The organism is Streptomyces sp. CoH27, assembly GCF_020181035.1.
Taxonomy (GTDB): domain Bacteria; phylum Actinomycetota; class Actinomycetes; order Streptomycetales; family Streptomycetaceae; genus Streptomyces; species Streptomyces camelliae.
Genome location: NZ_JAIQYY010000019.1, coordinates 202,696 through 223,279, shown reverse-complemented (window position 1 = coordinate 223,279; position 20,584 = coordinate 202,696). Strand labels below are relative to the sequence as shown.

General features: G+C 71.9%; 23 protein-coding genes. 9 read left to right on the top strand and 14 right to left on the bottom strand.

Going from position 1 to position 20,584, the window contains the following annotated elements:
* Positions 1-182: 182 nt before the first annotated feature.
* Positions 183-671: a carboxymuconolactone decarboxylase family protein gene (locus LE548_RS30450; RefSeq protein ID WP_225100181.1), complete on the top strand. Its 489-nt coding sequence runs from the start codon at positions 183-185 to the stop codon at positions 669-671.
* Here LE548_RS30450 and LE548_RS30445 read toward each other — a convergent pair.
* Positions 631-1,590 (bottom strand): LysR family transcriptional regulator, encoded by a 960-nt coding sequence (locus LE548_RS30445; protein WP_225100180.1) that lies wholly within the window; start codon positions 1,588-1,590, stop codon positions 631-633. The two genes, LE548_RS30450 and LE548_RS30445, sit on opposite strands and share 41 nt — an antisense overlap.
* A gap of 130 nt (positions 1,591-1,720) precedes the next feature.
* Here LE548_RS30445 and LE548_RS30440 point away from each other — a divergent pair, with 130 nt between their 5' ends.
* On the top strand, positions 1,721-2,110 hold the full coding sequence (locus LE548_RS30440) for a RidA family protein (RefSeq protein WP_225100179.1): 390 nt from the start codon (positions 1,721-1,723) through the stop codon (positions 2,108-2,110).
* Between the two features lie 18 nt (positions 2,111-2,128).
* Here LE548_RS30440 and LE548_RS30435 read toward each other — a convergent pair whose 3' ends face one another.
* The 3 genes from LE548_RS30435 to LE548_RS30425 form a co-directional block, all read right to left on the bottom strand.
* Positions 2,129-3,355 carry a hypothetical protein gene (locus LE548_RS30435; protein ID WP_225100178.1) on the bottom strand — a complete coding sequence of 409 codons (1,227 nt, stop codon included), beginning with the start codon at positions 3,353-3,355 and terminating at the stop codon, positions 2,129-2,131.
* Positions 3,356-3,543: 188 nt separating this feature from the next.
* Positions 3,544-3,867 carry a hypothetical protein gene (locus LE548_RS30430; protein ID WP_225100177.1) on the bottom strand — a complete coding sequence of 108 codons (324 nt, stop codon included), beginning with the start codon at positions 3,865-3,867 and terminating at the stop codon, positions 3,544-3,546.
* Positions 3,868-4,125: 258 nt separating this feature from the next.
* Positions 4,126-4,947 carry an NAD(P)H-binding protein gene (locus LE548_RS30425; protein ID WP_225100176.1) on the bottom strand — a complete coding sequence of 274 codons (822 nt, stop codon included), beginning with the start codon at positions 4,945-4,947 and terminating at the stop codon, positions 4,126-4,128.
* An 80-nt stretch (positions 4,948-5,027) separates the two neighbouring features.
* Here LE548_RS30425 and LE548_RS30420 point away from each other — a divergent pair, with 80 nt between their 5' ends.
* Positions 5,028-5,642 carry a TetR/AcrR family transcriptional regulator gene (locus tag LE548_RS30420; protein WP_374116192.1) on the top strand — a complete coding sequence of 205 codons (615 nt, stop codon included), beginning with the start codon at positions 5,028-5,030 and terminating at the stop codon, positions 5,640-5,642.
* An 8-nt stretch (positions 5,643-5,650) separates the two neighbouring features.
* Here the strand turns inward: LE548_RS30420 and LE548_RS30415 are convergent, their stop codons facing one another.
* From LE548_RS30415 to LE548_RS30385, 7 genes are all read right to left on the bottom strand, one after another.
* Positions 5,651-6,127 (bottom strand): hypothetical protein, encoded by a 477-nt coding sequence (locus LE548_RS30415; RefSeq protein WP_225100175.1) that lies wholly within the window; start codon positions 6,125-6,127, stop codon positions 5,651-5,653.
* Positions 6,128-6,253: 126 nt separating this feature from the next.
* Entirely contained in the window at positions 6,254-7,135 is an 882-nt protein-coding gene (locus LE548_RS30410; RefSeq protein ID WP_225100174.1) for a DMT family transporter, read from the bottom strand.
* Positions 7,136-7,292: 157 nt separating this feature from the next.
* The gene (locus tag LE548_RS30405; RefSeq protein WP_225100173.1) at positions 7,293-9,044 is read right to left on the bottom strand and encodes a carbohydrate binding domain-containing protein; all 1,752 of its coding nucleotides are present in this window, start codon (positions 9,042-9,044) and stop codon (positions 7,293-7,295) included.
* 174 nt (positions 9,045-9,218) lie between these two features.
* A complete protein-coding gene (locus LE548_RS30400) occupies positions 9,219-9,500 on the bottom strand; it encodes a hypothetical protein (protein WP_225100172.1) in 282 nt (93 codons plus the stop codon).
* A gap of 54 nt (positions 9,501-9,554) precedes the next feature.
* Positions 9,555-10,220, bottom strand: coding sequence for a maleylpyruvate isomerase N-terminal domain-containing protein (locus LE548_RS30395; protein ID WP_225100171.1), 666 nt, complete (start codon positions 10,218-10,220; stop codon positions 9,555-9,557).
* A gap of 177 nt (positions 10,221-10,397) precedes the next feature.
* Complete coding sequence (locus LE548_RS30390) at positions 10,398-11,195, bottom strand: thioesterase family protein (RefSeq protein WP_225100170.1); 798 nt, start codon at positions 11,193-11,195, stop codon at positions 10,398-10,400.
* Positions 11,196-11,270: 75 nt separating this feature from the next.
* Positions 11,271-11,729 (bottom strand): Lrp/AsnC family transcriptional regulator, encoded by a 459-nt coding sequence (locus LE548_RS30385; RefSeq protein ID WP_225100169.1) that lies wholly within the window; start codon positions 11,727-11,729, stop codon positions 11,271-11,273.
* 62 nt (positions 11,730-11,791) lie between these two features.
* Here LE548_RS30385 and LE548_RS30380 point away from each other — a divergent pair, with 62 nt between their 5' ends.
* The 3 genes from LE548_RS30380 to LE548_RS30370 are packed head-to-tail and all read left to right on the top strand — an operon-like array spanning position 11,792 to position 13,311.
* Positions 11,792-12,547 (top strand): AzlC family ABC transporter permease, encoded by a 756-nt coding sequence (locus LE548_RS30380; protein ID WP_225100168.1) that lies wholly within the window; start codon positions 11,792-11,794, stop codon positions 12,545-12,547.
* The gene (locus LE548_RS30375; protein ID WP_225100167.1) at positions 12,540-12,869 is read left to right on the top strand and encodes a branched-chain amino acid transporter permease; all 330 of its coding nucleotides are present in this window, start codon (positions 12,540-12,542) and stop codon (positions 12,867-12,869) included. Before LE548_RS30380 ends, LE548_RS30375 begins: the two co-directional genes overlap by 8 nt.
* 25 nt (positions 12,870-12,894) lie before the next feature.
* The gene (locus LE548_RS30370) at positions 12,895-13,311 is read left to right on the top strand and encodes a nuclear transport factor 2 family protein (RefSeq protein WP_225100166.1); all 417 of its coding nucleotides are present in this window, start codon (positions 12,895-12,897) and stop codon (positions 13,309-13,311) included.
* A 107-nt stretch (positions 13,312-13,418) separates the two neighbouring features.
* On the opposite strand, the gene LE548_RS30365 is transcribed toward LE548_RS30370, so the two are convergent.
* Together LE548_RS30365 and LE548_RS30355 are read right to left on the bottom strand one after the other, a co-directional pair.
* A complete protein-coding gene (locus LE548_RS30365) occupies positions 13,419-14,897 on the bottom strand; it encodes a glutamate-cysteine ligase family protein (RefSeq protein WP_225100165.1) in 1,479 nt (492 codons plus the stop codon).
* A gap of 1,109 nt (positions 14,898-16,006) precedes the next feature.
* Positions 16,007-16,807, bottom strand: a complete 801-nt coding sequence (locus tag LE548_RS30355) for an SAM-dependent methyltransferase (RefSeq protein ID WP_225100163.1) — start codon at positions 16,805-16,807, stop codon at positions 16,007-16,009.
* Positions 16,808-16,886: 79 nt separating this feature from the next.
* On the opposite strand from LE548_RS30355, the gene LE548_RS30350 reads away from it, so the two are divergent.
* Positions 16,887-17,123 carry a hypothetical protein gene (locus tag LE548_RS30350; RefSeq protein ID WP_225100162.1) on the top strand — a complete coding sequence of 79 codons (237 nt, stop codon included), beginning with the start codon at positions 16,887-16,889 and terminating at the stop codon, positions 17,121-17,123.
* Between the two features lie 177 nt (positions 17,124-17,300).
* Here LE548_RS30350 and LE548_RS30345 read toward each other — a convergent pair whose 3' ends face one another.
* Complete coding sequence (locus LE548_RS30345) at positions 17,301-18,410, bottom strand: (4Fe-4S)-binding protein (RefSeq protein WP_225100161.1); 1,110 nt, start codon at positions 18,408-18,410, stop codon at positions 17,301-17,303.
* 239 nt (positions 18,411-18,649) lie between these two features.
* On the opposite strand from LE548_RS30345, the gene LE548_RS30340 reads away from it, so the two are divergent.
* Together LE548_RS30340 and LE548_RS30335 are read left to right on the top strand one after the other, a co-directional pair.
* Positions 18,650-19,354, top strand: a complete 705-nt coding sequence (locus LE548_RS30340; protein ID WP_225100160.1) for an SDR family oxidoreductase — start codon at positions 18,650-18,652, stop codon at positions 19,352-19,354.
* Positions 19,355-19,551: 197 nt separating this feature from the next.
* Positions 19,552-20,538: an aldo/keto reductase gene (locus LE548_RS30335; protein ID WP_225100159.1), complete on the top strand. Its 987-nt coding sequence runs from the start codon at positions 19,552-19,554 to the stop codon at positions 20,536-20,538.
* Positions 20,539-20,584 lie beyond the last annotated feature (46 nt).

The following is a 20,584-nucleotide window of genomic DNA, read 5'->3' as shown; positions in this document are numbered from 1 at the left end:
GGCCGGGCAGGGCTATGAGGTGATCGCGATCCAGGTACCCAACGCGGAGGAGGCGAAGACCGCCGAGGTCGCCGCCTAGGCGAAGTCGTCGCATAGCGCCGGTCCTCACCGGAGACCAACGGGCCAGAACCCTGATGGTTTAATCCTTGACGAGTATGGTGCGAACCCCGGAGGAGTCCAGGTTGACCAGTCCCGTCCCGGCCGGCGGCGCTCGGCGGATCTTCATCGACAAGCAGAGCCCCAAGCCGTATCACGCACTGGTGCAGACCTCCGAGGCGGTACGGGCGACGGCCGCCGACGCCGGTCTGGAGCGCACCCTCGTGGAGCTGGTCAACCTCCGGGTCTCGCAGATCAACGGCTGCGCCTACTGCCTGCACGTGCACACCCGGGCCGCGCTGCGGGCAGGTGACACCCCGGAGCGCCTCGGTGTGCTCGCCGCCTGGCGGGAGACCGAACTGTTCACGCCCGCCGAGCGAGCCGCACTGGCGCTCGCCGAGGCGACCACTGCCGCCGCGGACACCGCCGCGCAGGACGCGGCCTGCACGGCGGCCCGGGACGTGCTCACCGACGACCAGATCGCGGCGGTCATCTGGGTGGCCGTCACCATCAACGCGTTCAACCGGGTCTCGATCATGAGCGGGCATCCGGTGCGTCCGGAGCCGGCCCGGTGACCGTGCCGGGCAGGCGTCCGGCTCCGCCCTGACCGATCGTCGCCAGCAGCTGTCCGACCAGGGGATTGCCGTCGCCCTCGCGCCACGCCACCGCGACCCGGGTACGGGCGGTGCCGGGCTCGATCCGGCGGAAGGCGACGCCCTTGAGGCGGATACGGCGGATGCCGGCCGGCGCCACGGACACGCCCAGCCCGGTCTCCACCAGCGCGCACACCGTCTGCCACTCCACCGCGTGCTGCGCGATCCGGGGCGTGAACCCCGCCGCCTCGCACAGGCCGGTGATCCGGTCGTACAGCTGTGGGCCCACGGCGCGCGGCAGCAGCACGAACGGTTCGTCCGCCAGCCGGCCGAGCGGCACGGTCCGTCGGGCGGCCAGCGGGTGCGCGGCCGGCAGGACGGTCACGAACGGTTCACTGAGCACGGTCCGGAAGCCCAGCTCGGACGGGCCGGCCGGCGGTTCGCGCAGCAGGCCGATGTCGATCGTCCGGTCGCGCAGGGCGTCGAGCTGCGGTGCCGTCGTCATCTCGTGGATGTCGAGATGTGCCTCCGGGAAGCGCTGCCGGAAGTCGCGCAGCAGGCCCGGCACCACGGTCAGCGCCAGGGAGGCGGCGAAACCGATCCGCAGCCGCCCGGCCCGCCCGCTGCCGGCGGCCCGCGCCGTGGCCAGCCCGTCGGCGAGCCCGGTCAGCGCCCGCCGTGCGGCCGGCAGCAGGGAATGGCCGGCCGGGGTGAGCGCGACCCGGCCCGGGGCCCGGTCGAACAGCGGATACCCGACCTTCTCCTCCAGCCTGCGGATCTGCTGGCTGAGCGGAGGCTGGGCCACGCCCAGGCGGGCGGCCGCGCGGCCGAAGTGCAGTTCCTCGGCGAGTACGAGGAAGGCGTGCAGTTGCGGGAGAGGCAGCAGTTCGGGACGGTCCATGATCCTGGGATATCAGCAGATGCCGGCGCGGCGACATCCCCTGCGACACCCCTGCGATATTCCTTGGGATATCGATCCATGCCACTGACCGTATTAGACGTATCGGTGCTGGTCACCTAGCGTTCGGCGCATGACAGAGCGACGCGCGATCCTCAGCGGTTCGACCTTCGAGGAGCAGATCGGTTACGCCCGTGCCGTGGTCGACGGCGACTGGGTGCATGTGTCCGGGACCACCGGGTTCGACTACACGACGATGACGATCCCGGACGACGTGGTGGCCCAGGCCGAGCAGTGCCTGCGCAACATCGAGGCCGCGCTCGCCGAGGCGGGGTGCACCTTCGCCGATGTGGTGCGCGTGCGCTATCTGCTGCCCGACCGCGCGGACTTCGAGCCCTGCTGGCCGGTGCTGCGGCGCTGCTTCGGCGACGTCCGCCCGGCCGCGACCATGCTGGAGTGCGGCCTTGCCGACCCCCGGATGAAGATCGAGATCGAGGTGTACGCCCGCCGCAGCGCCGGCTGACGTTCGTGTGCCGAGCGGTCACGCCATGCCCCGGGAGCGCTCGGCCGGGCGCAGGAACGCCGTCCAGCCGCCGTCGGGCTTCTCGCCGACCTGGAGGCGGCGCAGCTGCGCGAGCAGCGCGGGGTCCTGGGCGTCGAGCCAGTCGGTGAACTGGCGGAAGGAGACCAGCCGTACGTCCTCCCGGCCGGCGATCTGCCTGAGAGCCTCCTCGGCGGCGTCCATGTAGATGCCGCCGTTCCACTCCTCGAAGTGGTTGCCGATGAACAACGGCGCCCGGTTGGTCTCGTACGCCCGCTGGAACCCGGCCAGGTACGCCTGTGTCGCCTGGGCGCGCCAGTAGGGGTAGTTGTAGGACGGTGCCCGTGTCGTGTTCCTGGACTGGTTCGCGAGCATGTTGTAGTCCATGGACAGCACCTCGAACGTGCGGCCCGGGAAAGGGATGCTCTGCAGTGGCAGGTCCCAGACGCCGTGCCGCTTGCGCGGCCAGCGTTGCAGTCCGCCCGGCGAGGACGCGTCGTAGCGCCAGCCCAGTTCCCGAGCGACCGGCAGCAGATTCGCCTGCCCGAGCAGGCACGGGGTACGGCCGCCCACCAGCTCCTTGTCGTAGTCGAAGGGGAGCGGCGGGGCGCTGTGCCAACCGGTGTGGGTGCGCCAGGACGTGACGAACGACCGGGCCTGTTCGATCTCCGAACGCCACTGCGCGGCGGTCCAGTCGGCCACCGAGCCGGGGCCGGTGCAGAAGTGGCCGTTGAAGTGGGTGCCGATCTCGTGGCCGTCGAGCCAGGCCTGACGCACGCACGTCAGCGTCTCCTTGAGGTGCCGGTCGGTGAGATAGCCGATGTCGGAGGCGCCGACGGGGTTGTTCGGCGGACGGTACAGCCGCTTCCTGTCCTCCGGCAGCAGATAGAGGCCGGAGAGGAAGAACGTCATGTGTGCGCCGTGGTCCCGGGCGAGCTGGAGGAAACGCGGGAACAGGCCGGTGCCCACCTCGCCGGCACCGTCCCAGGAGAACACCACGAACTGCGGCGGGGGCTGCCCGGGTTCCAGGGCCGTGGGCGGGGGCGGCTGGTTGGGCTGCCGTCCGGTGTACGACGTCGAGCCGTCCCCGATCAATCGACCCGCCCCCGGCGCGGGCGCCCCTTCGGGCCCGCCCTGGCCACTGCATCCCGCCAGTGAGGCGGCGGCCATGCCGATTCCGGCACCGAGCCCGAGACGCGCCGCGCTCCGGCGGCCGATTCCACTCATCGCCATCCCAACCCGCGCCCTGCCACGACGCGTTGTGCGCCCCCTCAGCCGAGACCCCGAACACCTCGCACCATAGGGTTGATAAGCAGACAAATGGCTTTATTTGGTTCGGTGTGGCGGGCAAAGGAGGCGCCAAGCGGGAAGTTGCCTCACCCAGGTGGCCCTATGGCGCTCCACGGCCACTGGGATCACTCGGGGTGGATGCCGTACTCGGCCAGACGGCTGAGCAGCTCCGCGCGGGTCGCCCGGACCAGGTGCCCGCCCATGAAGCGCACGTCGTCCGTCACCTCGGCCCCGCACTCGGGCGGGGGTGCGAAGGGCTCCGCCTCCTCGTCCGTCGCGAACTCGCCCTCCGCGAGCACCAGTCCGCGCAGCCGCCCGGCGAAGACGTCGACGCGCAGCGGGGGAACGCTCAGGCGGGTCTTGGTGAGGGTCAGGGCGGGCAGCGAGGCCAGGACGTCGTACTCGGCCGGCGACAGGAACGTGCTCGTGACCAGGCCCTGCGACGGCACCGGGCCGGGTGCGGGGGATCTTCTGCGTCAGCTTCAACTCGCCCTGGCTGTCCGGCCGTTCGGAGCGGCGGAGCCGCAGGCGGGTGCCCGGCGGACAGCGGTCGGTGATCGTGCGCGTGGCCGTCACCGTCGCGGGCGCGGGCGGGCCGGCCGGCAGGAAGCGCCGTTCGCGTTCGACGCGTGCATACCGGCCCGGTCGTGGCGTGGGGGCGGCCGGACCGCCCGTCGTCCCGGTCATCCTCCCGGCGTCGCAGCCCGTCAGCGGAACGCCGCCGCATGGCGTGCCGCCCACGCGGCGAACGGGATCGCGGGGCGGCCGAGCAGGCGCTCCACGTCCCCACTGGCCGTCTGCTCCTGCGGTGTGGGTGTGCCGAGGACGGCCAGCGTGCCCTCGGCGACCGCCGCCGGCATGAACTGGAGCATCTGCGCGCGGGCCGCCTCGCGGCTCTGTTCCACGAACGTCACCGGTTCCCCGAGCGCCTCGGCGAGGGCGGCGGCCCGCTGCCGTGGGGTGGTGGGCTCCGGGCCGGTCAGGGTGTAGGTCGCGCCGTCGTGGCCGTCCTCGCGCAGGACGACCGCCGCCGCGGCCGCGACATCGGCCGGGTCCACGAACGGCAGCGCCACGTCGGCGAAGGGCGCCGCCGCCGTACGGTGCCGGCGGACCGGCTCCGCCCAGGCCAGCGCGTTGGAGGCCAGGCCGCCCGAGCGCAGGACGGTGAACGGCAGGCCGGACGCGGCGACAGCCGCCTCGAAGCCCGCCGCGTGTGCGTATGCCTCGGGCCGGGTGCCCACCCCCTGCGAGGACAGCAACACCACCCTCGCGACCCCGGCCGCGGCGGCCCGGCGCAGGATGCCGGCCGGGTCCTCGCCGGCCACCAGCAGGAACAGGGCCTTCGCGCCCTCCAGCGCCGGCCCCAGGGTCTCCGGGTTCCCCAGGTCGGCGGCCACGGCCTGTACTCCCGGCGGCACGTCCTCGTTCCGGACGCGCCGCGCGACGGCGGTCACCGCCTCCCCGGCCTCGACCAGCTCGGCGACCAGCGCGCGGCCGACGTTCCCGGTGGCTCCCGTGACGACGATCATGACATCCCCTCCAGTGAGTTAGTTGACTAACTAAGCGAGACGTTAGCGTGCGCCCGTGCCCGTTGTCTATCCTCAGTCAGGTGACTGACTCAGAATCCGGCACCCGCGCCACCTCCGCGAAAGCACCGCGCTCGGGCCGCGGCGGCAAACGTGAGCGCCTGGTGCGAGCGGCCGTCCAGGTCTTCCATGAGCAGGGCGTCGAGAAGACCACCCTCGGCGACATTGCCCGCGCGGCCGACGTCCCCCTCGGCAACGTCTACTACTACTTCAAGACCAAGGACCTGCTGGTCGAGGCCGCCGTGGACGCTCACTGCGAGCAACTCGACGCGCTCACAGCCGAGTTGGCCGCCCTGCCGGACCCGGCCGACCGGCTGAAGGCGCTGGTCGCCGGCTGGGTCGACCAGCGCGAGACCGCCGCCCGCTTCGGCTGCCCGTTCGGCACCCTCGCCACCGAGCTGGACAAGCGTGACGACGGCCTGGACCGGGCCGCCGCGAAGGTGATGCGGGCCCTGCTCGACTGGGTGGAGTCCCAGTTCGCCCAGCTCGGCCGGGTGGACGCCGCCGCGCTCGCCGTCGAACTCGTCGCGGCCTATCAGGGCATGTCCGTCCTCACCAACACCCTGCGCGATCCCGGCGTGATGGCCACCCAGGGGGAACGGCTGCTGTCCTGGATCGACGGGATCGCGGGGCGGTAGGAATCCGTTCAGATGCCCATCGAGGCGATCTCGATCTGTGAGCGGTAGTTGTTGGCGGCCGTGACGACACAGGCGCGGTAGGTACGGTCGTCCTTCACGACGAGGAAGTAGTCGCGGAGGTTCTTCCAGTAGCTGAGCAGGTAGCCGATCCCGGGAAGGAAGCCGGGCGGGCGGGGGACGAGCGCGAAGGCCTCGCTGCACTTGAGGATCTCTCCGGTGGCGGTCGACAGGACGTCGGCCACGTCGGAGTTCATGTTCCAGCCGGCGGCCAGCTCCGGTGTCCAGATCGAACCGGCCACCTCCCTGAGGTGCTCCTGCTCCTCCGGGGTCGGATCGTTCAGCGCACCCGCTGCGACCGGGGTCGCGGCGCGGGGCGCCGGGGCGCTCGCCGCGACGGCGGCCGGCCCGGCCGCGACCGCCGCGATCATCACCGTGGTCACCGTGACGGCCGCGCGCAGCCGCGTGCGTCTACCGCATAACGCCATCGTTCGTCTCCCTCCAGGAGGCCTGCCCCGTCCACTCGGCCGGGGCAGGCCGAACGTGTCATGGGCGGACCAACCCGGTCAACGGTGACATCCAGCCAGCCGGGCCGGCCTTGACGGGCGCACCGCTCAGGCCTCCGCGTGTCGCCGCTCCGCCGCGACCGGCACCGTGGTGATGCGCTGGACGGCCCGGCTGAGGACCACGACACCCGCGACGATCAGCAGCGCCCCGCACGCCTCCGGCACGAGCCACCAGCCCAGGCGGATCCGCTCCCCGAACAGGGTCATGCCGAGGGCCAGGCTGATCATCGCGTCGCCGATCGTGAGTGCCGGCTGGGCGGCGACCAGCGGGCCTGCCTGGAGCGCGTTCTCCAGCAGGACGACGGAGGCGACTCCGACGAGTGCGAAGCCGTACGTCTGCCAGGACCGCAGAAAGGCCCCGAAGCCGTGGTCGGCGAAGGTGCCGCTGGCCGACTTCAGCAGGGCGGCGGTCAGGGCGTTCCCGGTCGCGGACGCGGCCGCGAGCAGTGCGGCGCGCCGGGCCGGCGCGTGGCCCCGGCCGGACAGCAGTACCGCCCCGGTCATCCCGCCGAGGCACAGGGACAGAGCCGGGATCCAGCGGGTCAGCGGCGCGTGGTCGGTGGCGCCGTGCGGGGCCGCGGCCATGAGGAGGACCGCCAGGCCGCCCACACAGCAGCCCACGCCCCACCAGCCCGAGCGCGGCATCCGCTTGTGCATCAGCGGGGCCGCGATGAGCAGCGCGAACGGCAGTTCCAGGATGAACAGCGGCTGGACGAGTGCGAGCGGGCCGTTGACCAGGGCCAGACTCTGGAACAGCGCGGCGCCGACCACACCGCACATGCCGATCACCCAGAAGGGCCGCCGCGCCAGCTCCGCGACCAGCCGGATCCCGCTGCGGCGGGAGGTGGACGCCGCCTTGCGCTGGAAGGCGGTGCCCATGGCGTTGCTCGCCGCTCCCGCGACGGCGAACGCCGCAGCCAGTTCGATCACGACCCTCTCCTGCCTGCGGGACACCCCCCAGAGCCTCGGTCCTTTCAGCGTACGGAAGACACCGCCCGTGCGCCGGTCCGGCCGTGAGGCGGGCTCACCGCCCGGCCCCGCCCGACGAGTGCCGGGCGGGGCTTGGGGGAGGAAGCGCGGCGGGTGGTCAGCTGACGGTCAGGTCGTCGGCGTACACCGGGCCCTGTCCGTACCAGCCGTGGACGTAGACCGTGACCGTGCCCGAGGAGCCGGTGGTGAAGGGCACCGTCAGCTTCGACCAGGACGTGGACGAGGTCCAGGTGCTGGCCGTCGCGCCGCCGCTGACACCGAGATAGGCGTACGGCCCCTGCACCCAGCCGCTCAGGGTGTAGGAGGTGCCGGGCTTCAGGGTGAGGGTCTGTGCGCACTGGCCGGTCTGCGAAGAGGTCGGCGTGGTCTTCAGGGCGTGGGAGCCGCCGTGTACCGGCGAGGTGACCACCGTTGCGCCGCTGTCGCAGGTCCAGGGGGTGAGCGAGCCGGTCTCGAAGGCACCGTTGGTGAGGACACCCGTGCCGCCGCCGGAGCCGTTCACGGTCAGGGTGAGCGAAGAGCTGTGCTTGACCGTGCCGGCCGTGCCGGTGACGGTCAGGGTGTAGGTGCCGGGTGCCGTCGAGGTGCTGGTCCGCACGGTGAGGGTGGAGGTGCCGCCCGCGGTGACGGAGGTGGGGCTGAGGGAGGCGGTCACTCCGCTCGGTGCGCCGCTCACGGCCAGGTCCACGCTCTGGGCGCTGCCCGAGGTCACCGACGTCTGCACGGTCGCCGTCGCCGAGCCGCCGGGGTCGACCGAGGCGGTGGCGGGGGAGAGGGAGACGGCGAAGTCGCTCGCGGGCGGTGTCGTCGTGCCGCCGGTGAAGGGCTCGAAGGTGTGGCTGAAGTACCAGGTGTCCTGGGCGATGCCGGAGCAGGTGTCGGAGGCGCTGCCGCCGGGGCAGCCGCCGTTGTCGCGCTGGAGGGCCCAGAAGGAGAGGGTGTTGATGCCCTTGGAGACGGCCCAGTCGTACACGGTCGTCGCGTCGGCGGTGGTGAAGGTTTCCGCCGGGCCGTAGTCGTCCACGCCGGGCATCTCTATGACGCCGATCGTGTTCCACAGCTGACTGTCCGACAGATTCGGGTAGAGCGAGGCCAGTTGATCGTGCAGTCCGCTCGCCGCCGTCTCCGTGTCGGTCGCCATGTGGTGGGTGGCGCCGTCGTAGTAGTCGAACGTCATGATGTTGACGACGTCCACCTTGGCGCCCGCGTTCTTCGCGCTGCGCAGCACCGCGAGCCCGCTGTCGGCGAGCCCGGTCGTCGTGGTCGGCAGGGTGTACGAGAACTGCACCGAGCGCCCGTTCGCGGCCGCCCAGTCCTGCACCTTCTTGATGGCCTGGTTGCGGCGGTCGATGCCCGCGGTGTCGGTCAGGGAGTTGTCCTCGACATCCATGTCGAGCCGCGAGACGTCGTAGGTCGTGATGATCTTCTCGTAGGCGGCGGCTATGGAGTCGACGTTCGTGCAGCTGTCGGCTATCTCGGTGCCGCCGTTGTCGGCCGCGTAGCCGCCGAGGGACGGGATCACGTCACCGCCGCGGGAGCGGATCGTGGCGAAGTCGGCGCCGAAGACGGAGGAGTCGACCGGCTTGCCCGTGTCGCCGTTCCAGTACGGCGTGCAGGAGCCCTTCTTGTCGGTCTGGAGGAAGGCCATCGTCAGGTATGTGGCGCCGGAGGCCTGGGAGAGTGCGGCGGGGCTGTCGCCGTTGTAGGCCTCGAAGTAGGGCGCGAAGACGAGCGCGGGCAGCGGGGTCGCCGCCTGCGCGGTGCCTGTGGCCCCGAGGGCGAGCCCTGCGGACGCGGCCAGGGTGGCCGCGCCGGCGAGCAGGGCGCGGAGGGATCTCGGACGGGTCATCGGGTACTCCCGGATGGATGACAGGCGATCGAACGGGATGCGAGCAGCCCGGCCGGGGCTATTGGTCTAGGCCATGATTGGTCTGGACCAGATGCCGGTCAAGGTGTGGGAGCCGCCTTTTGCGTGTTCATGAGGGAGTGAACCGAATGGAAGCCCACCGTCATTGATGGACCGTCAGCTGGCTCGGGTGCCGCCGCCGCGCCGGATGCGGCCCAGCAGATCCCGGTGATAGGCGGCGAGTTGCCCGGCGGGTACGGGTGCCGGGCTGCCGCTGAGGGTGTACCACGTGTCGTTGCCGGACTGCTGGACGGCGACCCGCGCGCTGTGACCGTCGGACAGCAGGATGGTCGCGACGGTCAGGTCGCCGGTGAGGACGCCGGCCTCGTCGGTCATGGCTCCGCCGGGGCCCGCTGTGACGCGGTCGACGTAACTGTTGATGCTGGGCGGGTTGTTCATGGCTCGCAGGTTTCCATCAACCCGGCCGGCCCGCCCCGCACCGCGCAGGTGGTGTCAGCCGAACAGCGGGAACCGCTCGGCCGCCGCGCCCAGGGCGGCGCGCTCGGCCCCCGTCAGCGGAGCCCGGCCGGTGCCCACGCGTGCGTAGTGCGTGTCGCTCCACTCCGGAAGCGCGGGCCGGCCGAGCAGCCCGTCCAGCGTGGCGCGCACCGCGGCCAGTCCCTCGGGCGACGGTCCAGGGGCGTGCGGGAGGCCGACGGTCAGGTCGAGATGGTGCACGGTCGCCTCCACCGCGAGGGTGGTCAGCAGGTCGCCGGCGGTCAGCACATGCCCCTGGGTGGCGACGGGCAGCGCGGGGTCGGCCGCCTCCGACGCGTGCACGGTCGCCGTCAGCGTCTCCAGGTACAGGCCCCGCAGCTGTCCCCAGTCCAGGAACATGCTCGCGTTCACCCGCGCCCAGCGGCGGCCGTTCGCCGCGCCGACCGGGTTCGGCCGCCAGTCCTGCCAGTACGTCACCGCGTCCCGGTCCGCCGGCTCCGGTGACGGCGTGTGCAGGGCCACCAGGGCGCGCTGGGCGTCGCCCAGGCAGTGGAAGAGAAGATCACGGACCGCCCAGCCGGTACAGCCGCTCGGCACCCACGACTCCTCGTCGCTCAGCCCCGCGACGGCCGCCACCGAGGCCTCGTACGCCGCCCGCAACACCCGTGCCTCTGCGCACATGTGTCCCCCTGTTCGCCTGCCGCCCAGGGTGTCACACGCGGTTCGACGCCGTCGTGTCCGTTTTCAGGCGGTGACCGGCGTGGAAACCGCCAGGTGACGGGCCGTTGAGAGCCGGCGAGCCGGAGCCGGGGTCATCTCATGGGCTCGGCCTGTGCGGCGCCGGCGGCACGGCCTTCGCTATGCCCCGCCCCGGCCCGGCAGTGGTCGTACGGTGAGGGTCTGCTGGGCCTGGCCGACCGGGCCGTGGACGTCGTGCAGGACCGTGCTGGTGAGGCCCTGGCCGGTGGGGCCGAAGACGACCGTGGTGTCCATGCCGACCCAGCGGCCCTCCGGCCTGCGGTGGAGGTGGACCGTCAGGTCGACGTTGGGGAACATCCACTCGGTCGGCGGGCGGCGCACGGCGATGCCGTTGGCGGTGTCGACGAGGGCGACGTAGGACGCGAGGGGGCTGCTCGGCTCGCCGGCGACGAGGTCGAGGCGCGTGGAGATCCAGGCCGTGGTACGGCCGGGCTGCGGGGCGACGACGGGCCGGAAGTCGATGGACGCGCAGTGGCCGCCGGGCCACACGGAGGTCAGCGACTGCGAGGCGATCGCGTCCGGCGGGGTGAGGCGGGCGGCACCGCCGCCGGCCACCGCGCCGGTGTCGACCTCGGTGAGCAGCCAGGCGCGGGCCCGTACGGCCGTCCGTCCCGCGATGTCCACGACCGCTTCGAGGAGTTCGATCGTGCGGCCGGGCCGGATCGACTCCACGCGGATCTCGCACTCGTCCAGGGCGAGCCGCCCCAGGATGTCGAAGCTGATCCGGGACAGCAGCAGTCCGCCGTGCGGCCGCTCGGCGAGATACCCGTCGATGGCGTGGACGACGAGTCCGGCCAGCGGGCTGAAGTGCGTCTCGTCGGAGTCCCAGGCGCCGCTCGCGTGCGCGGTGGGCTTGTACCGGTGCCGGTCGATGCGTTCGAAGTAGCTGGCGGACAACGGGTGTCTCTCCTCAAGGATGGGCGGCCAGGCGTCGAGCAGGTAGTTGCACGCTACATCCTGCTCCTGGCGGGCTCAGGGGCCGGACTTGATCGTCTTCATGGTCAGGTGGGAGTCGATGCGCAGGACGCAGGGCAGTCCGCTGAGCTTCTCCACCAGGAAGGCTTCGTAGGCCGCGTGGTCGGCGACGGCGACGCGGACGAAGTAGTCGGGCCGGCCGTACATCCGGCGGAACTCGATGACCTCGTCGTAGCCGGCCACGGTGTCCTCGAACTCCAGGAACGTCGTGCGGTCGTTGGCGCTGACCTCGACGTCGACGAGGACCTCCAGGCTCCGGCCCAGGGCTTCGGGATCCACGACCGCCCGGTACCCGGTGATGATCCCGGCCTCCTCCAGCCGCTTGACCCGGCGCAGGCACGGCGGCGGGGTCAGCCCCACCCGCTGGGCCAGCTCGACGTTGGTCAGCCGCCCGTCCCGGCCGAGGTGAAACAGAATGTCGCGATCGATGGCATCGAGATTCACTTCATTGCGCATGAGCCCATCCTATAGACATTATCGGCAACCATATGCCGTGAGATTCCTCCTAAAATGTCTCCATGCGAATACCTCCTGCCGTGGACGTCGCCGGCGACCCGTCGCTGCCCGCTCTCGCCGCGCCGCCGCGGAGCCGGTCCGAGGCGCGGGCCGCCTTCCGGGACTCGGCCTCCGTGGGGCTGGGCTTCGTCCCGCTCGGGGCCGCCTTCGGCGTGCTCGTCGCGCACTCCGGCGTCGACTGGTGGTGGGCGAGCCTGTCCAGCGCGCTGATCTACGCCGGGTCCTTCGAGTTCCTGCTCATCGGCATGGTCACCGCCGCCGTACCACTGGCCTCGGTCGCCGTCTCGGCGTTGCTGGTGAACGTCCGGCACGTCTTCTACGCCCTGTCGTTCCCGCTGGACCGGGTCAAGGGCCCCCTCGGCAAGGCCTACAGCACCTTCGCGCTGTGCGACGAGGCCTACGCGCTCACCGCTGGGCAGCAGGCCCGCACCTGGTCCGGGCGCCGCATCCTGTGGCTCCAGCTCTTCATGCAGCTGTACTGGGCCGGCGGCGCCACCGCCGGAGCGCTGCTCGGCTCACTCGTCCCCGACGGCGTCAAGGGCCTGGACTTCGCGCTCACGGCACTGTTCACGGTGCTGGCGCTGGAGGCCGTGCGCGAGCGGCGGGAGGATCTGCCGACACCGGTGCTCGCCCTGCTCAGCGCGCTCGCCGCCCGGCTGCTCTTCCCGGGCAGCCTGCTCCTCGCCGCCTTCGGCCTGTTCACCGCCGGGCTCCTCGTGCGCCGGCTGACCGTGGGGAAGGACCCGAGCCATGCCTGACACGCCCTATCTCGTCGCCGCGGTCCTCGTCGCCGCCGCCGTCACCTGGGCCCTGCGCGCCCTGCCGTTCGCCGTGCTCGGCCCGCTGCGCGCGAGCCGGACCGTGCGATACCTCCAGTCCCGGATGCCCGCCGGGATCATGGTGATCCTGGTCGTCTACTGCCTGCGCGACCTGCCGCTCACGCCCACCGCCGTGCCGGCCCCCCTTGCGGCGCTGACCGTCACCGTCGGCGTGCACCTGTGGCGGCGCAACGCCCCGCTGAGCATCCTGGCCGGCACCGCGGTGCATGTCGCGCTGGCGAGTACGGTGTTCGCGCACTGACACCCGCCGACCGAGAGGGACGTACATGACGCTGACGCTCGAAGACCGGCTTGCCATCAGCGAGTTGATCGCGCTGCACGGTCACCTCGTGGACGACGGTGAACTCGACCGCCTCGACGAGCTGTTCACCCCGGACGTCGTCTATGACGTGACCGACTTCGGGCAGGACCCGCTGACGGGCCTGCCTGCCATCCGGGAGGCGGCGCTGGCCCTCGGCGCCGGCAATCCCGTCGCCCATCACGTCACCAACGTCGTCGTGCGGGAAGCGGCGGACGGCGGGGTACGCGCCCGCTCCAAGGGCCTCGGCGTGCGCACGGACGGCTCCTGCGGCTCCGTCACCTACGACGACATCCTCGTCCGCACCCCCGACGGCTGGCGGATCAGCCACCGCACGGTGACCGCGCGGCGCGTTCCGCTGAACGGCGTGACCCGGTCCGGGTGAGGCGCGTGCGGGGGGGGGCGTGCGACCTGCCCGACGGTCTCGTCATCCGCCTGCCGAACGAGGAGTACCTGACCCGCGCCGGACGCACCTGCGACGGCCGGGCCGGTTCAGTCCACCGGCCAGGTGTGGACCGGGGCGTTGAGATGCATGTAGTCGACGTACAGCATGGTCATCCGGCGCAGCGCCTCATGGCGGCCGGCGCGGGTGGTGGCGTCGAGGCGGTGGCACATCTCCTTCTGCCACACCGCGCCGTTGCGCACCGTCACACAGCGCTGCTCGATGACGCCGAGCAGCGGCTCCCGCCACGCCTCGTCCATACCGGACAGCGCGAGACCCCGGTGGGCGAGCGGCAGCAGCCGGCGCAACACCAGTTCCGGGACCGGGACCTCACCCATGCCGGGCCAGTACAGCAGGGCCTCGATGCCGTGCCGGGCGGCGGTGTGCAGATTGTCCTCGGCGGCCGCGAACGACATCCGCGACCACACCGGCCGGTCCTCCTCGACCAGGGCCCGGGTGAGGCCGTAGTAGAAGGCGCCGTTGGCGAGCGTGTCGGCGACGGTCGGACCGGCGGGCAGCACCCGGTTCTCCACCCGGATGTGCGGCATGTCGTGGGAGACGGCGTAGACGGGACGGTTCCAGCGGTAGATCGTGCCGTTGTGCAGGGTGAGTTCGCCGAGGTCGGGGATGTCGCCGCGGTCCAGGGTATCGGCCGGGTCCTGCTCGTCGCACAGGGGGAGCAGAGCCGGGAAGTAGCGGAGGTTCTCCTCGAACAGGTCGAAGACGCTGTTGATCCACCGCTCCCCGAACCACACCCGGGGCCGTACGCCCTGCACCTTGATCTCCTCCGGGCGGGTGTCGGTGGCCTGCTCGAACAGCGGGACACGGGTCTCGTGCCACAGCTCCTTGCCGAACAGGAACGGGGAGTTCGCCGCCAGCGCGACCTGGACCCCGGCGATCGCCTGCGCCGCGTTCCAGTAGGGCGCGAACTCCTCGGGGGAGACCTGGAGATGGAACTGGGTGCTGGTGCACGCGGCCTCCGGGGTGATCGTGTCCGCGTACGTCCGCAGCCGGTCGACGCCGTCCACCTCGATGCGCAGGTCCTCACCGCGGGCCGCGAAGATCTGGTCGTTGAGCAGCCGGTAGCGGGGGTTCTCCGACAGGGAGTCCTCGCCGATGTCCTCCTGGCGCAGCGTGGGCAGGATCCCGATCATGATCAGGTGGGTGCCGATGGATCCGGCCCGCTCGTCGGCGTGGTTCAGCGCGGCCCGGATCTCGCTCTCCCACGCGTCGGGTCCGCCCGCCGTCAGGCGCCGGGGCGGGACGTTGATCTCCAGGTTGAACCGGCCCAGTTCGGTGGACCAGGCGGGGTCGGAGATGGCCTCCAGCGCGTCGCTGTTGCGCATCGCGGGCTCGGCCCTGTCGTCCACCAGGTTCAGCTCGATCTCCAGGCCGACCTGGGGCCGCTCGGACTCGAACCGTTCGTCGCGCAGCATCTGCGCCAGCGCGTCGAGGCACGCGTGCATCTTGATCCGGTACCGGCGGCGGTCCTCGCGGGTGAAGACGAGCGCCGGGACGTCGCGGCCCATCGGCCCTCCAGCAGTCCCCTCGGCGGCGACCTCTCCACCAGCGTCGCACCATCGCGCGAGGGCCACCAAGCGGACGGTTCCCGCACCGGGCCGACGGGGGCCGCGGCGGATCGGTGAGCGAGGCGTTGCCGTTGAAGTGGGCCGCGATCGTCAGGCCGGTGTCCGGAACCGTCAGGACCAGGCAGGCGCGGCCTTCCGGTACGGCCGAAGGCGCGCGGCGGACAGGGCCGGCCGAAGCCGAACCTGTCCAGCATCAGGCCCAGCCCCCAGCCCCCAGCCCCCAGCGCACGGGGGACCCCCATCGTCTCGTCCATCACGTCCGCCGGACGCCGGGCGCGCACGAAGGCCGCGCAGGTCTCCTTGCGTAGCAGCCGCCGGCCTCGGCCACGGGGCCGGCCATGCAGGCGCCGGGTATCCCTGGGTGACGTCGAAGAGGGTGAGGCGGGCCCCGAGCGCGGCGAGGCCGAGGTACGGCACCTGCACCTCCCAGCCGCCGGGCGGGCCGCCGAGCGAGGCGGTCGGCCCGAGCGGTCCGGTGATCTCGGTGCGCGGGAAGTCGGCGAAGGCCGAGCCGCTGCGGTGCGCGACGATCTCCCCGAGGAGCAGGTTTCCGGCGTGACCGAGATGTCCGGCCCGCTGCCCCGGGATCCGGTCGGGGTCGGCGTCGGTGGCGGTGGCGCAGATCAGCGCGACCAGCGTGTCCCGGCCCTGCTCGGAGGCGTCGTCCGCGGCCCGGTCGGCGGTCCGCAGCGGCGCGGTGTGGCTCCACGGAGGCCGGACCGTGACGGCGTCCGGCCGCCTCCGGTGAACTCCGGCAGAGGGTCCCGTTCCAGGTCGTCCGGGCTCGGCAGACCCAGCTCCCAGGCGCGGGCGAAGGCGAAGGCGAGCGTGGCCGGCAGCTCGGACACCGAGAACCACGGCACGACCGAGTCGGCCGTCGGGGCATGCCCGGCGATTCCTCGCCGAGCGCGAAGTCGATGACGGTCCGTCCGTGCAGCAGCACCGGCACCTGTACGCCCGCACAGGTGCCGGTCCTGACCGCTTCCTCGGCGAAGGTTCGTGTGTCCGGTCCGGTATGGGTTCGACCCTGTGCCGGACTCGGACGGGACTCACACGGTTTTGCGGCCTACCGCGCCGTAGAAGCCGATCGCCTCGGAACCGGCCGGCGGGGTGGTGTCCGGGCGCCAGAACGGGACCTGGGTCAGGCCGGGTTCGACCAGTTCGAAACCGTCGAAGAACCGCTCGACCCGGTCGCGGGAGCGCAGGTTCATGGTGGCCGTCGCGCTGTTGTAGACGGCCTCGGCGTCGCTGCGGTCGTCGGCGAAGTCGCCCGTCGCGTGCGAGAGCACCAGGAAGCTGCCGGCCGGGAGCGCGTCGCGCAGGGTGGCCACGATCCGCTCGGGCTCGTCCGCGTCGCGGATGAAGTGGAGGATGGCGACGAGGAACAGGGCGACCGGCCGGCCGAAGTCGATGATCCGGCGGACCTCGGGGTGATCGATGACGGACTGCGGATCGCGCAGGTCGGCGAGCACGATGCTGGTCGTGCCGGCCCGGCTGAGCAGCGCGTCGGCGTGCGCCTTCACGATCGGGTCGTTGTCGACATAGGCGACGCGCACGTCGTCGGCCAGCTCCTGGGCGACCTCGTGCACGTTCGGCGAGGTGGGCAGCCCGGTGCCGATGTCGAGGATCTGGCGGACGCCGTTGCCGATGACGTACCGCACCGCACGGTGCAGAAAGGCCCGGTTGGCCCGCACGGAGATCCACACCTCGGGCGCCGCCGCGGCCAGTTGGTCGCCCGCCCGCTGGTCCACCTCGTAGTTGTCCTTGCCGCCCAGGAGGTAGTCGTAGATCCGCGCGGGATGCGGCTTGCTGGTGTCGATCTGCACGGCCGGGCCGCCGTCCTGAGTCACGCTGTGCTCCTCTCCACGACCGTCACGGCCTCGGTCCGTCAACGGTTGGCCAAAGCTTCCCATATCAACTTCCCCGCCAGTGACCACAGTTCCGGTGCAGGCCGCTCTTCTGCTCGTGCTCGCCGCCGGACAGGGCGTCTTCGAGGGCACCCCGGCCGGCGTACCGACCCGAGGTGATCAAGCGGTGTACGGCGTCGACACTGAGGTCACGTCCCCGGACAGCCACCCGGTGATCCGCTTCCCTGCGGCGGGGCCCGGCGACGGCGGCGCGCCGGCGATCCGACGGGGCGGGGAACTACCCGAGCGCATGGATTGATCGCTCCCCGCCCCCGGTGGGTCGCCCGCCTCGTCGCAGACATGGAGGGACGACTCGCAGACCGGCCGGACGAAGCATCGACTCACCGATCTTGTTCCGACCATCCACCGACGGCCGCGCCGGGGCCAGTGGAGCCGGTCCGGCCGGGTGACGCGACCGACCGGAGGAATCCGGTGCTCAGCGCGTGTCGGTCGAATCCGGGCTGCGGCGGGCAGGCGGCCGCCAGCCGCCGGAGACCTCCTTGGTGGGCTTGTGCGGAAAACGGCGTTCGGCGTACCGCTGTGCGTCGGAGCCCGGCAGTACGTAGAGAGTCTCCCGCTTCTCCTGCAAGGGGCGCAGCACGGTCTCCAGATAGGCCTTGCGGTCGTCCAGGTACGGGCCCAGGACGTCCTCGCCGGCGGGGCAGACGGCCAGGCAGTAGCCGGACTTGTAGCTGGGTTTGAAGGCGAGGCTCTGCCACATCGAGGCGTTCTCGGGATCGGTGACCCGGGCGCGGAAGTCTGCGGCGTCCGCGCTGTCGGCCACGGTCTGCACCCAGTCCGTGAACCCGCTCATGAACTCCCGGTAGTTGTGGGTCGTACAGGCCAGTGCGTCGAACGAACCGTCCTTGCCGATGGCACCGATCGGGCACGCGGCGACGCACAGCCTGCAATCCACGCAGGGGCTGTAGTCCAGCGGCTGCCCGTAGGCGCTGACCGGGGCGTCCACGAGCACGGTGGCGAGCAGGACGAAGTTCCCGAACCGGGGGTGGATGACGTTGCGGTGCAGGCCCATCACGCCCAGCCCCGCCGCCACGGCGACCGTCTTGTGGGCGACGACCCAGATACGGCCCGGAAAGCGCTCCATCTCCTGAGGGAAGCCGGCCGACGGGTTGAGCGCCCGGTGGCCGGCGTCCTCCAGGGCCCGGACCACCGTGCGGGCGGCGGCGTTGACCTGCTCATCGGTCTGGTGGAACTCCTGGTTGGCCACGCTGCGCGCGGGCGAGCGCGTGTTGTCGCGGTTCATGCGGACCACGAGCGAGACCAGCGAGCGAGTCCCCGGCAGGGCGGCCAGAACGTGCTCCCGCTCCCCGGCGAGATCGGGGTGGTCCAGGCTCACCGCCGCCGCGTCGTCCGCACCGGCCTCCAGGCACAGCGCGCGCAGCCAGTCCGCGTCGATCACCGGCGGCCGCGGCGCCGGTGCGCCGGCCGCGCGGGAGGCCAGGACGGCCCGCACGGACGGATGGGCGGCGAGCCGGGCGGGCAGCCTCCGGCTTCCCGTCGCCCCGGCCGTGTCCTGCTCGCTCATACCGGCACCCTCCTGCTGGGTTGGAAAATCAAACTTACTATGAGGGGTGGTGGGGCGTGACGGCAAGGTGCGGATCCGTGGATCCGCGTGTCAACGACTGGCGATCGCGCTTGAAGCCGGAAACCGATCGGTTTACGGTGGAGAGAAACCGATCGGTTTCCGCTCCGCTCGCGGCCTCCGTCCTCGGTTTCCCCTCGGACGTCGTTCCCGACGTCCCCTGACCCCCCTTGGAGATGGACATGACCGCGATCAAGGACTCGGTCGCCCTGGTCACCGGCGGCAGCCGCGGACTGGGCAAGGCGCTGGTGGACGAGCTCTACGCGCGCGGCGCCGCGAAGGTGTACGCCACGGCCCGGGACCCGCGCACCGTGACGCATCCGGACGCCGTGCCGCTCGCCCTGGAGGTCACCGACCCGGCATCCGTCGAGGCCGCGGCCGCGCAGGCGAAGGACGTCACCCTGCTGGTCAACAATGCCGGCGTCTCGCTCGGCGCCACCTCCTTCCTCGACGCCGACCTCGACGTCGTACGACGGGAGTTCGAGGCCAACTTCTACGGACCGCTGCTGGTCACCCGGGCCTTTGCCCCGCTGATCGAGCTGGGCGGTGGCGGTCACCTCCTCAACGTCCATTCCGTGCTCTCCTGGCTCGGGGTGGCCGGGTCCTACAGCGCCACCAAGGCCGCACTGTGGTCCCAGACCAACTCCCTGCGGCTGGAGCTGCGTTCACGCGGCATCGCGGTCACCGGACTGCACGTCGGCTACATCGACACCGACATGACCGCGGCCGTCGACGCGCCCAAGTCGACCCCGCGAGCCGTCGCCGCCCTGGCCCTCGACGGCGTCGAGTCCGGCGCGCACGAGGTGCTGGCGGACGACATCACCCGGAGCGTGAAGGCGGGGCTCTCCGGAGACCTCGCGGCGCTGTACCCGCAGCTCGCCGGGTAGCGAGCCGCGCCGCTCAGGACATCTGCGGACCGGCGGGCCGGGGGTGCCGGTCTCCCGGCCGCTCGCGGGAACCCGCTGATCCCGTCGCCGTACACGCCTCGATGCGATCATGGTCGTGCTCACGGAGCAGGCCCGCTCGTCCTCGGACACGCGCCCCGGCGCGCCGGCGGGACCAAACCGACGAGGGGAACCGAACCATGGAGTACGTCAAGCTCGGCACGAGCGGTCTGGAGGTCTCGCGTCTGGCGCTGGGCTGTATGAGCTACGGCGTCCCCGACCGGGGTCCGCACCCGTGGACCCTGCCCGAGGACGCGTCCCGCCCGCTCATCCGCCAGGCGCTGGACGCGGGGGTCACCTTCTTCGACACCGCCAACAGCTACTCCGCCGGCACCAGCGAGGAGATCGTCGGCAAGGCGCTCGGGGAGATGGTCCGGCGCGAGGACGTCGTGATCGCCACCAAGGTGTTCTTCGCGGTGGCGGACGGCGCGGCGCGCAGCGAGCGCCCCAACCGGTCGGGGCTGTCCCGCAAGGCGATCATGACCGAGATCGACCACAGCCTGCGCCGCCTCGGCACCGACTACGTCGACCTCTACCAGATCCACCGCTTCGACCCCCACACCCCGGTCGAGGAGACGATGGAGGCGCTGCACGACGTCGTCAGGGCGGGCAAGGCGCGCTACATCGGGGCCAGTTCGATGTACGCGTGGCAGTTCGCCAAGCTGCAGCACACCGCCGAGCTGCACGGCTGGACGAAGTTCGTCAGCATGCAGAACCACTACAACCTCCTCTACCGCGAGGAGGAGCGCGAGATGCTGCCGCTCTGCGCCGACCAGGGCGTGGGTGTGATCCCGTGGAGCCCGCTCGCCCGTGGGCGGCTCACCCGCGACTGGGACGAGAGCAGCGCGCGCGGTGAGACGGACGCCTACGGCCGCACCCTCTACCAGCCCGACGACAAGCGCATCGTCGACGCGGTCGCGGCGATCGCCGAGCGCCGCGGTGTCCCGCGGGCCCAGGTGGCCCTGGCCTGGGTGGCCTCCCGCCCCGGTGTCACCGCCCCCATCGTCGGCGCCACCAAGCCGCACCACCTCCAGGACGCGCTCGCCGCGCTCGACCTCCGGCTCACCGACGACGAGGTCGGGGGACTGGAGCAGCCGTACATGCCCCGCGGTATCAGCGGCCACTGAGTCCGGCCGCCGGCCCGACGCCCGTCTGCCCAGCACCTGGACAGAC

Coding starts and splice junctions, on each gene's coding strand:
- LE548_RS30380 (WP_225100168.1), top strand. CDS start 11,792: ATGCGAATACCTCCTGCCGTGGACGTCGCCGGCGACCCGTCGCTGCCC.
- LE548_RS30345 (WP_225100161.1), bottom strand. CDS start 18,410: ATGAGCGAGCAGGACACGGCCGGGGCGACGGGAAGCCGGAGGCTGCCC.
- LE548_RS30445 (WP_225100180.1), bottom strand. CDS start 1,590: ATGGACCGTCCCGAACTGCTGCCTCTCCCGCAACTGCACGCCTTCCTC.
- LE548_RS30385 (WP_225100169.1), bottom strand. CDS start 11,729: ATGCGCAATGAAGTGAATCTCGATGCCATCGATCGCGACATTCTGTTT.
- LE548_RS30435 (WP_225100178.1), bottom strand. CDS start 3,355: ATGAGTGGAATCGGCCGCCGGAGCGCGGCGCGTCTCGGGCTCGGTGCC.
- LE548_RS30405 (WP_225100173.1), bottom strand. CDS start 9,044: ATGACCCGTCCGAGATCCCTCCGCGCCCTGCTCGCCGGCGCGGCCACC.
- LE548_RS30365 (WP_225100165.1), bottom strand. CDS start 14,897: ATGGGCCGCGACGTCCCGGCGCTCGTCTTCACCCGCGAGGACCGCCGC.
- LE548_RS30425 (WP_225100176.1), bottom strand. CDS start 4,947: ATGATCGTCGTCACGGGAGCCACCGGGAACGTCGGCCGCGCGCTGGTC.
- LE548_RS30415 (WP_225100175.1), bottom strand. CDS start 6,127: ATGGCGTTATGCGGTAGACGCACGCGGCTGCGCGCGGCCGTCACGGTG.
- LE548_RS30440 (WP_225100179.1), top strand. CDS start 1,721: ATGACAGAGCGACGCGCGATCCTCAGCGGTTCGACCTTCGAGGAGCAG.
- LE548_RS30370 (WP_225100166.1), top strand. CDS start 12,895: ATGACGCTGACGCTCGAAGACCGGCTTGCCATCAGCGAGTTGATCGCG.
- LE548_RS30335 (WP_225100159.1), top strand. CDS start 19,552: ATGGAGTACGTCAAGCTCGGCACGAGCGGTCTGGAGGTCTCGCGTCTG.
- LE548_RS30375 (WP_225100167.1), top strand. CDS start 12,540: ATGCCTGACACGCCCTATCTCGTCGCCGCGGTCCTCGTCGCCGCCGCC.
- LE548_RS30395 (WP_225100171.1), bottom strand. CDS start 10,220: ATGTGCGCAGAGGCACGGGTGTTGCGGGCGGCGTACGAGGCCTCGGTG.
- LE548_RS30340 (WP_225100160.1), top strand. CDS start 18,650: ATGACCGCGATCAAGGACTCGGTCGCCCTGGTCACCGGCGGCAGCCGC.
- LE548_RS30400 (WP_225100172.1), bottom strand. CDS start 9,500: ATGAACAACCCGCCCAGCATCAACAGTTACGTCGACCGCGTCACAGCG.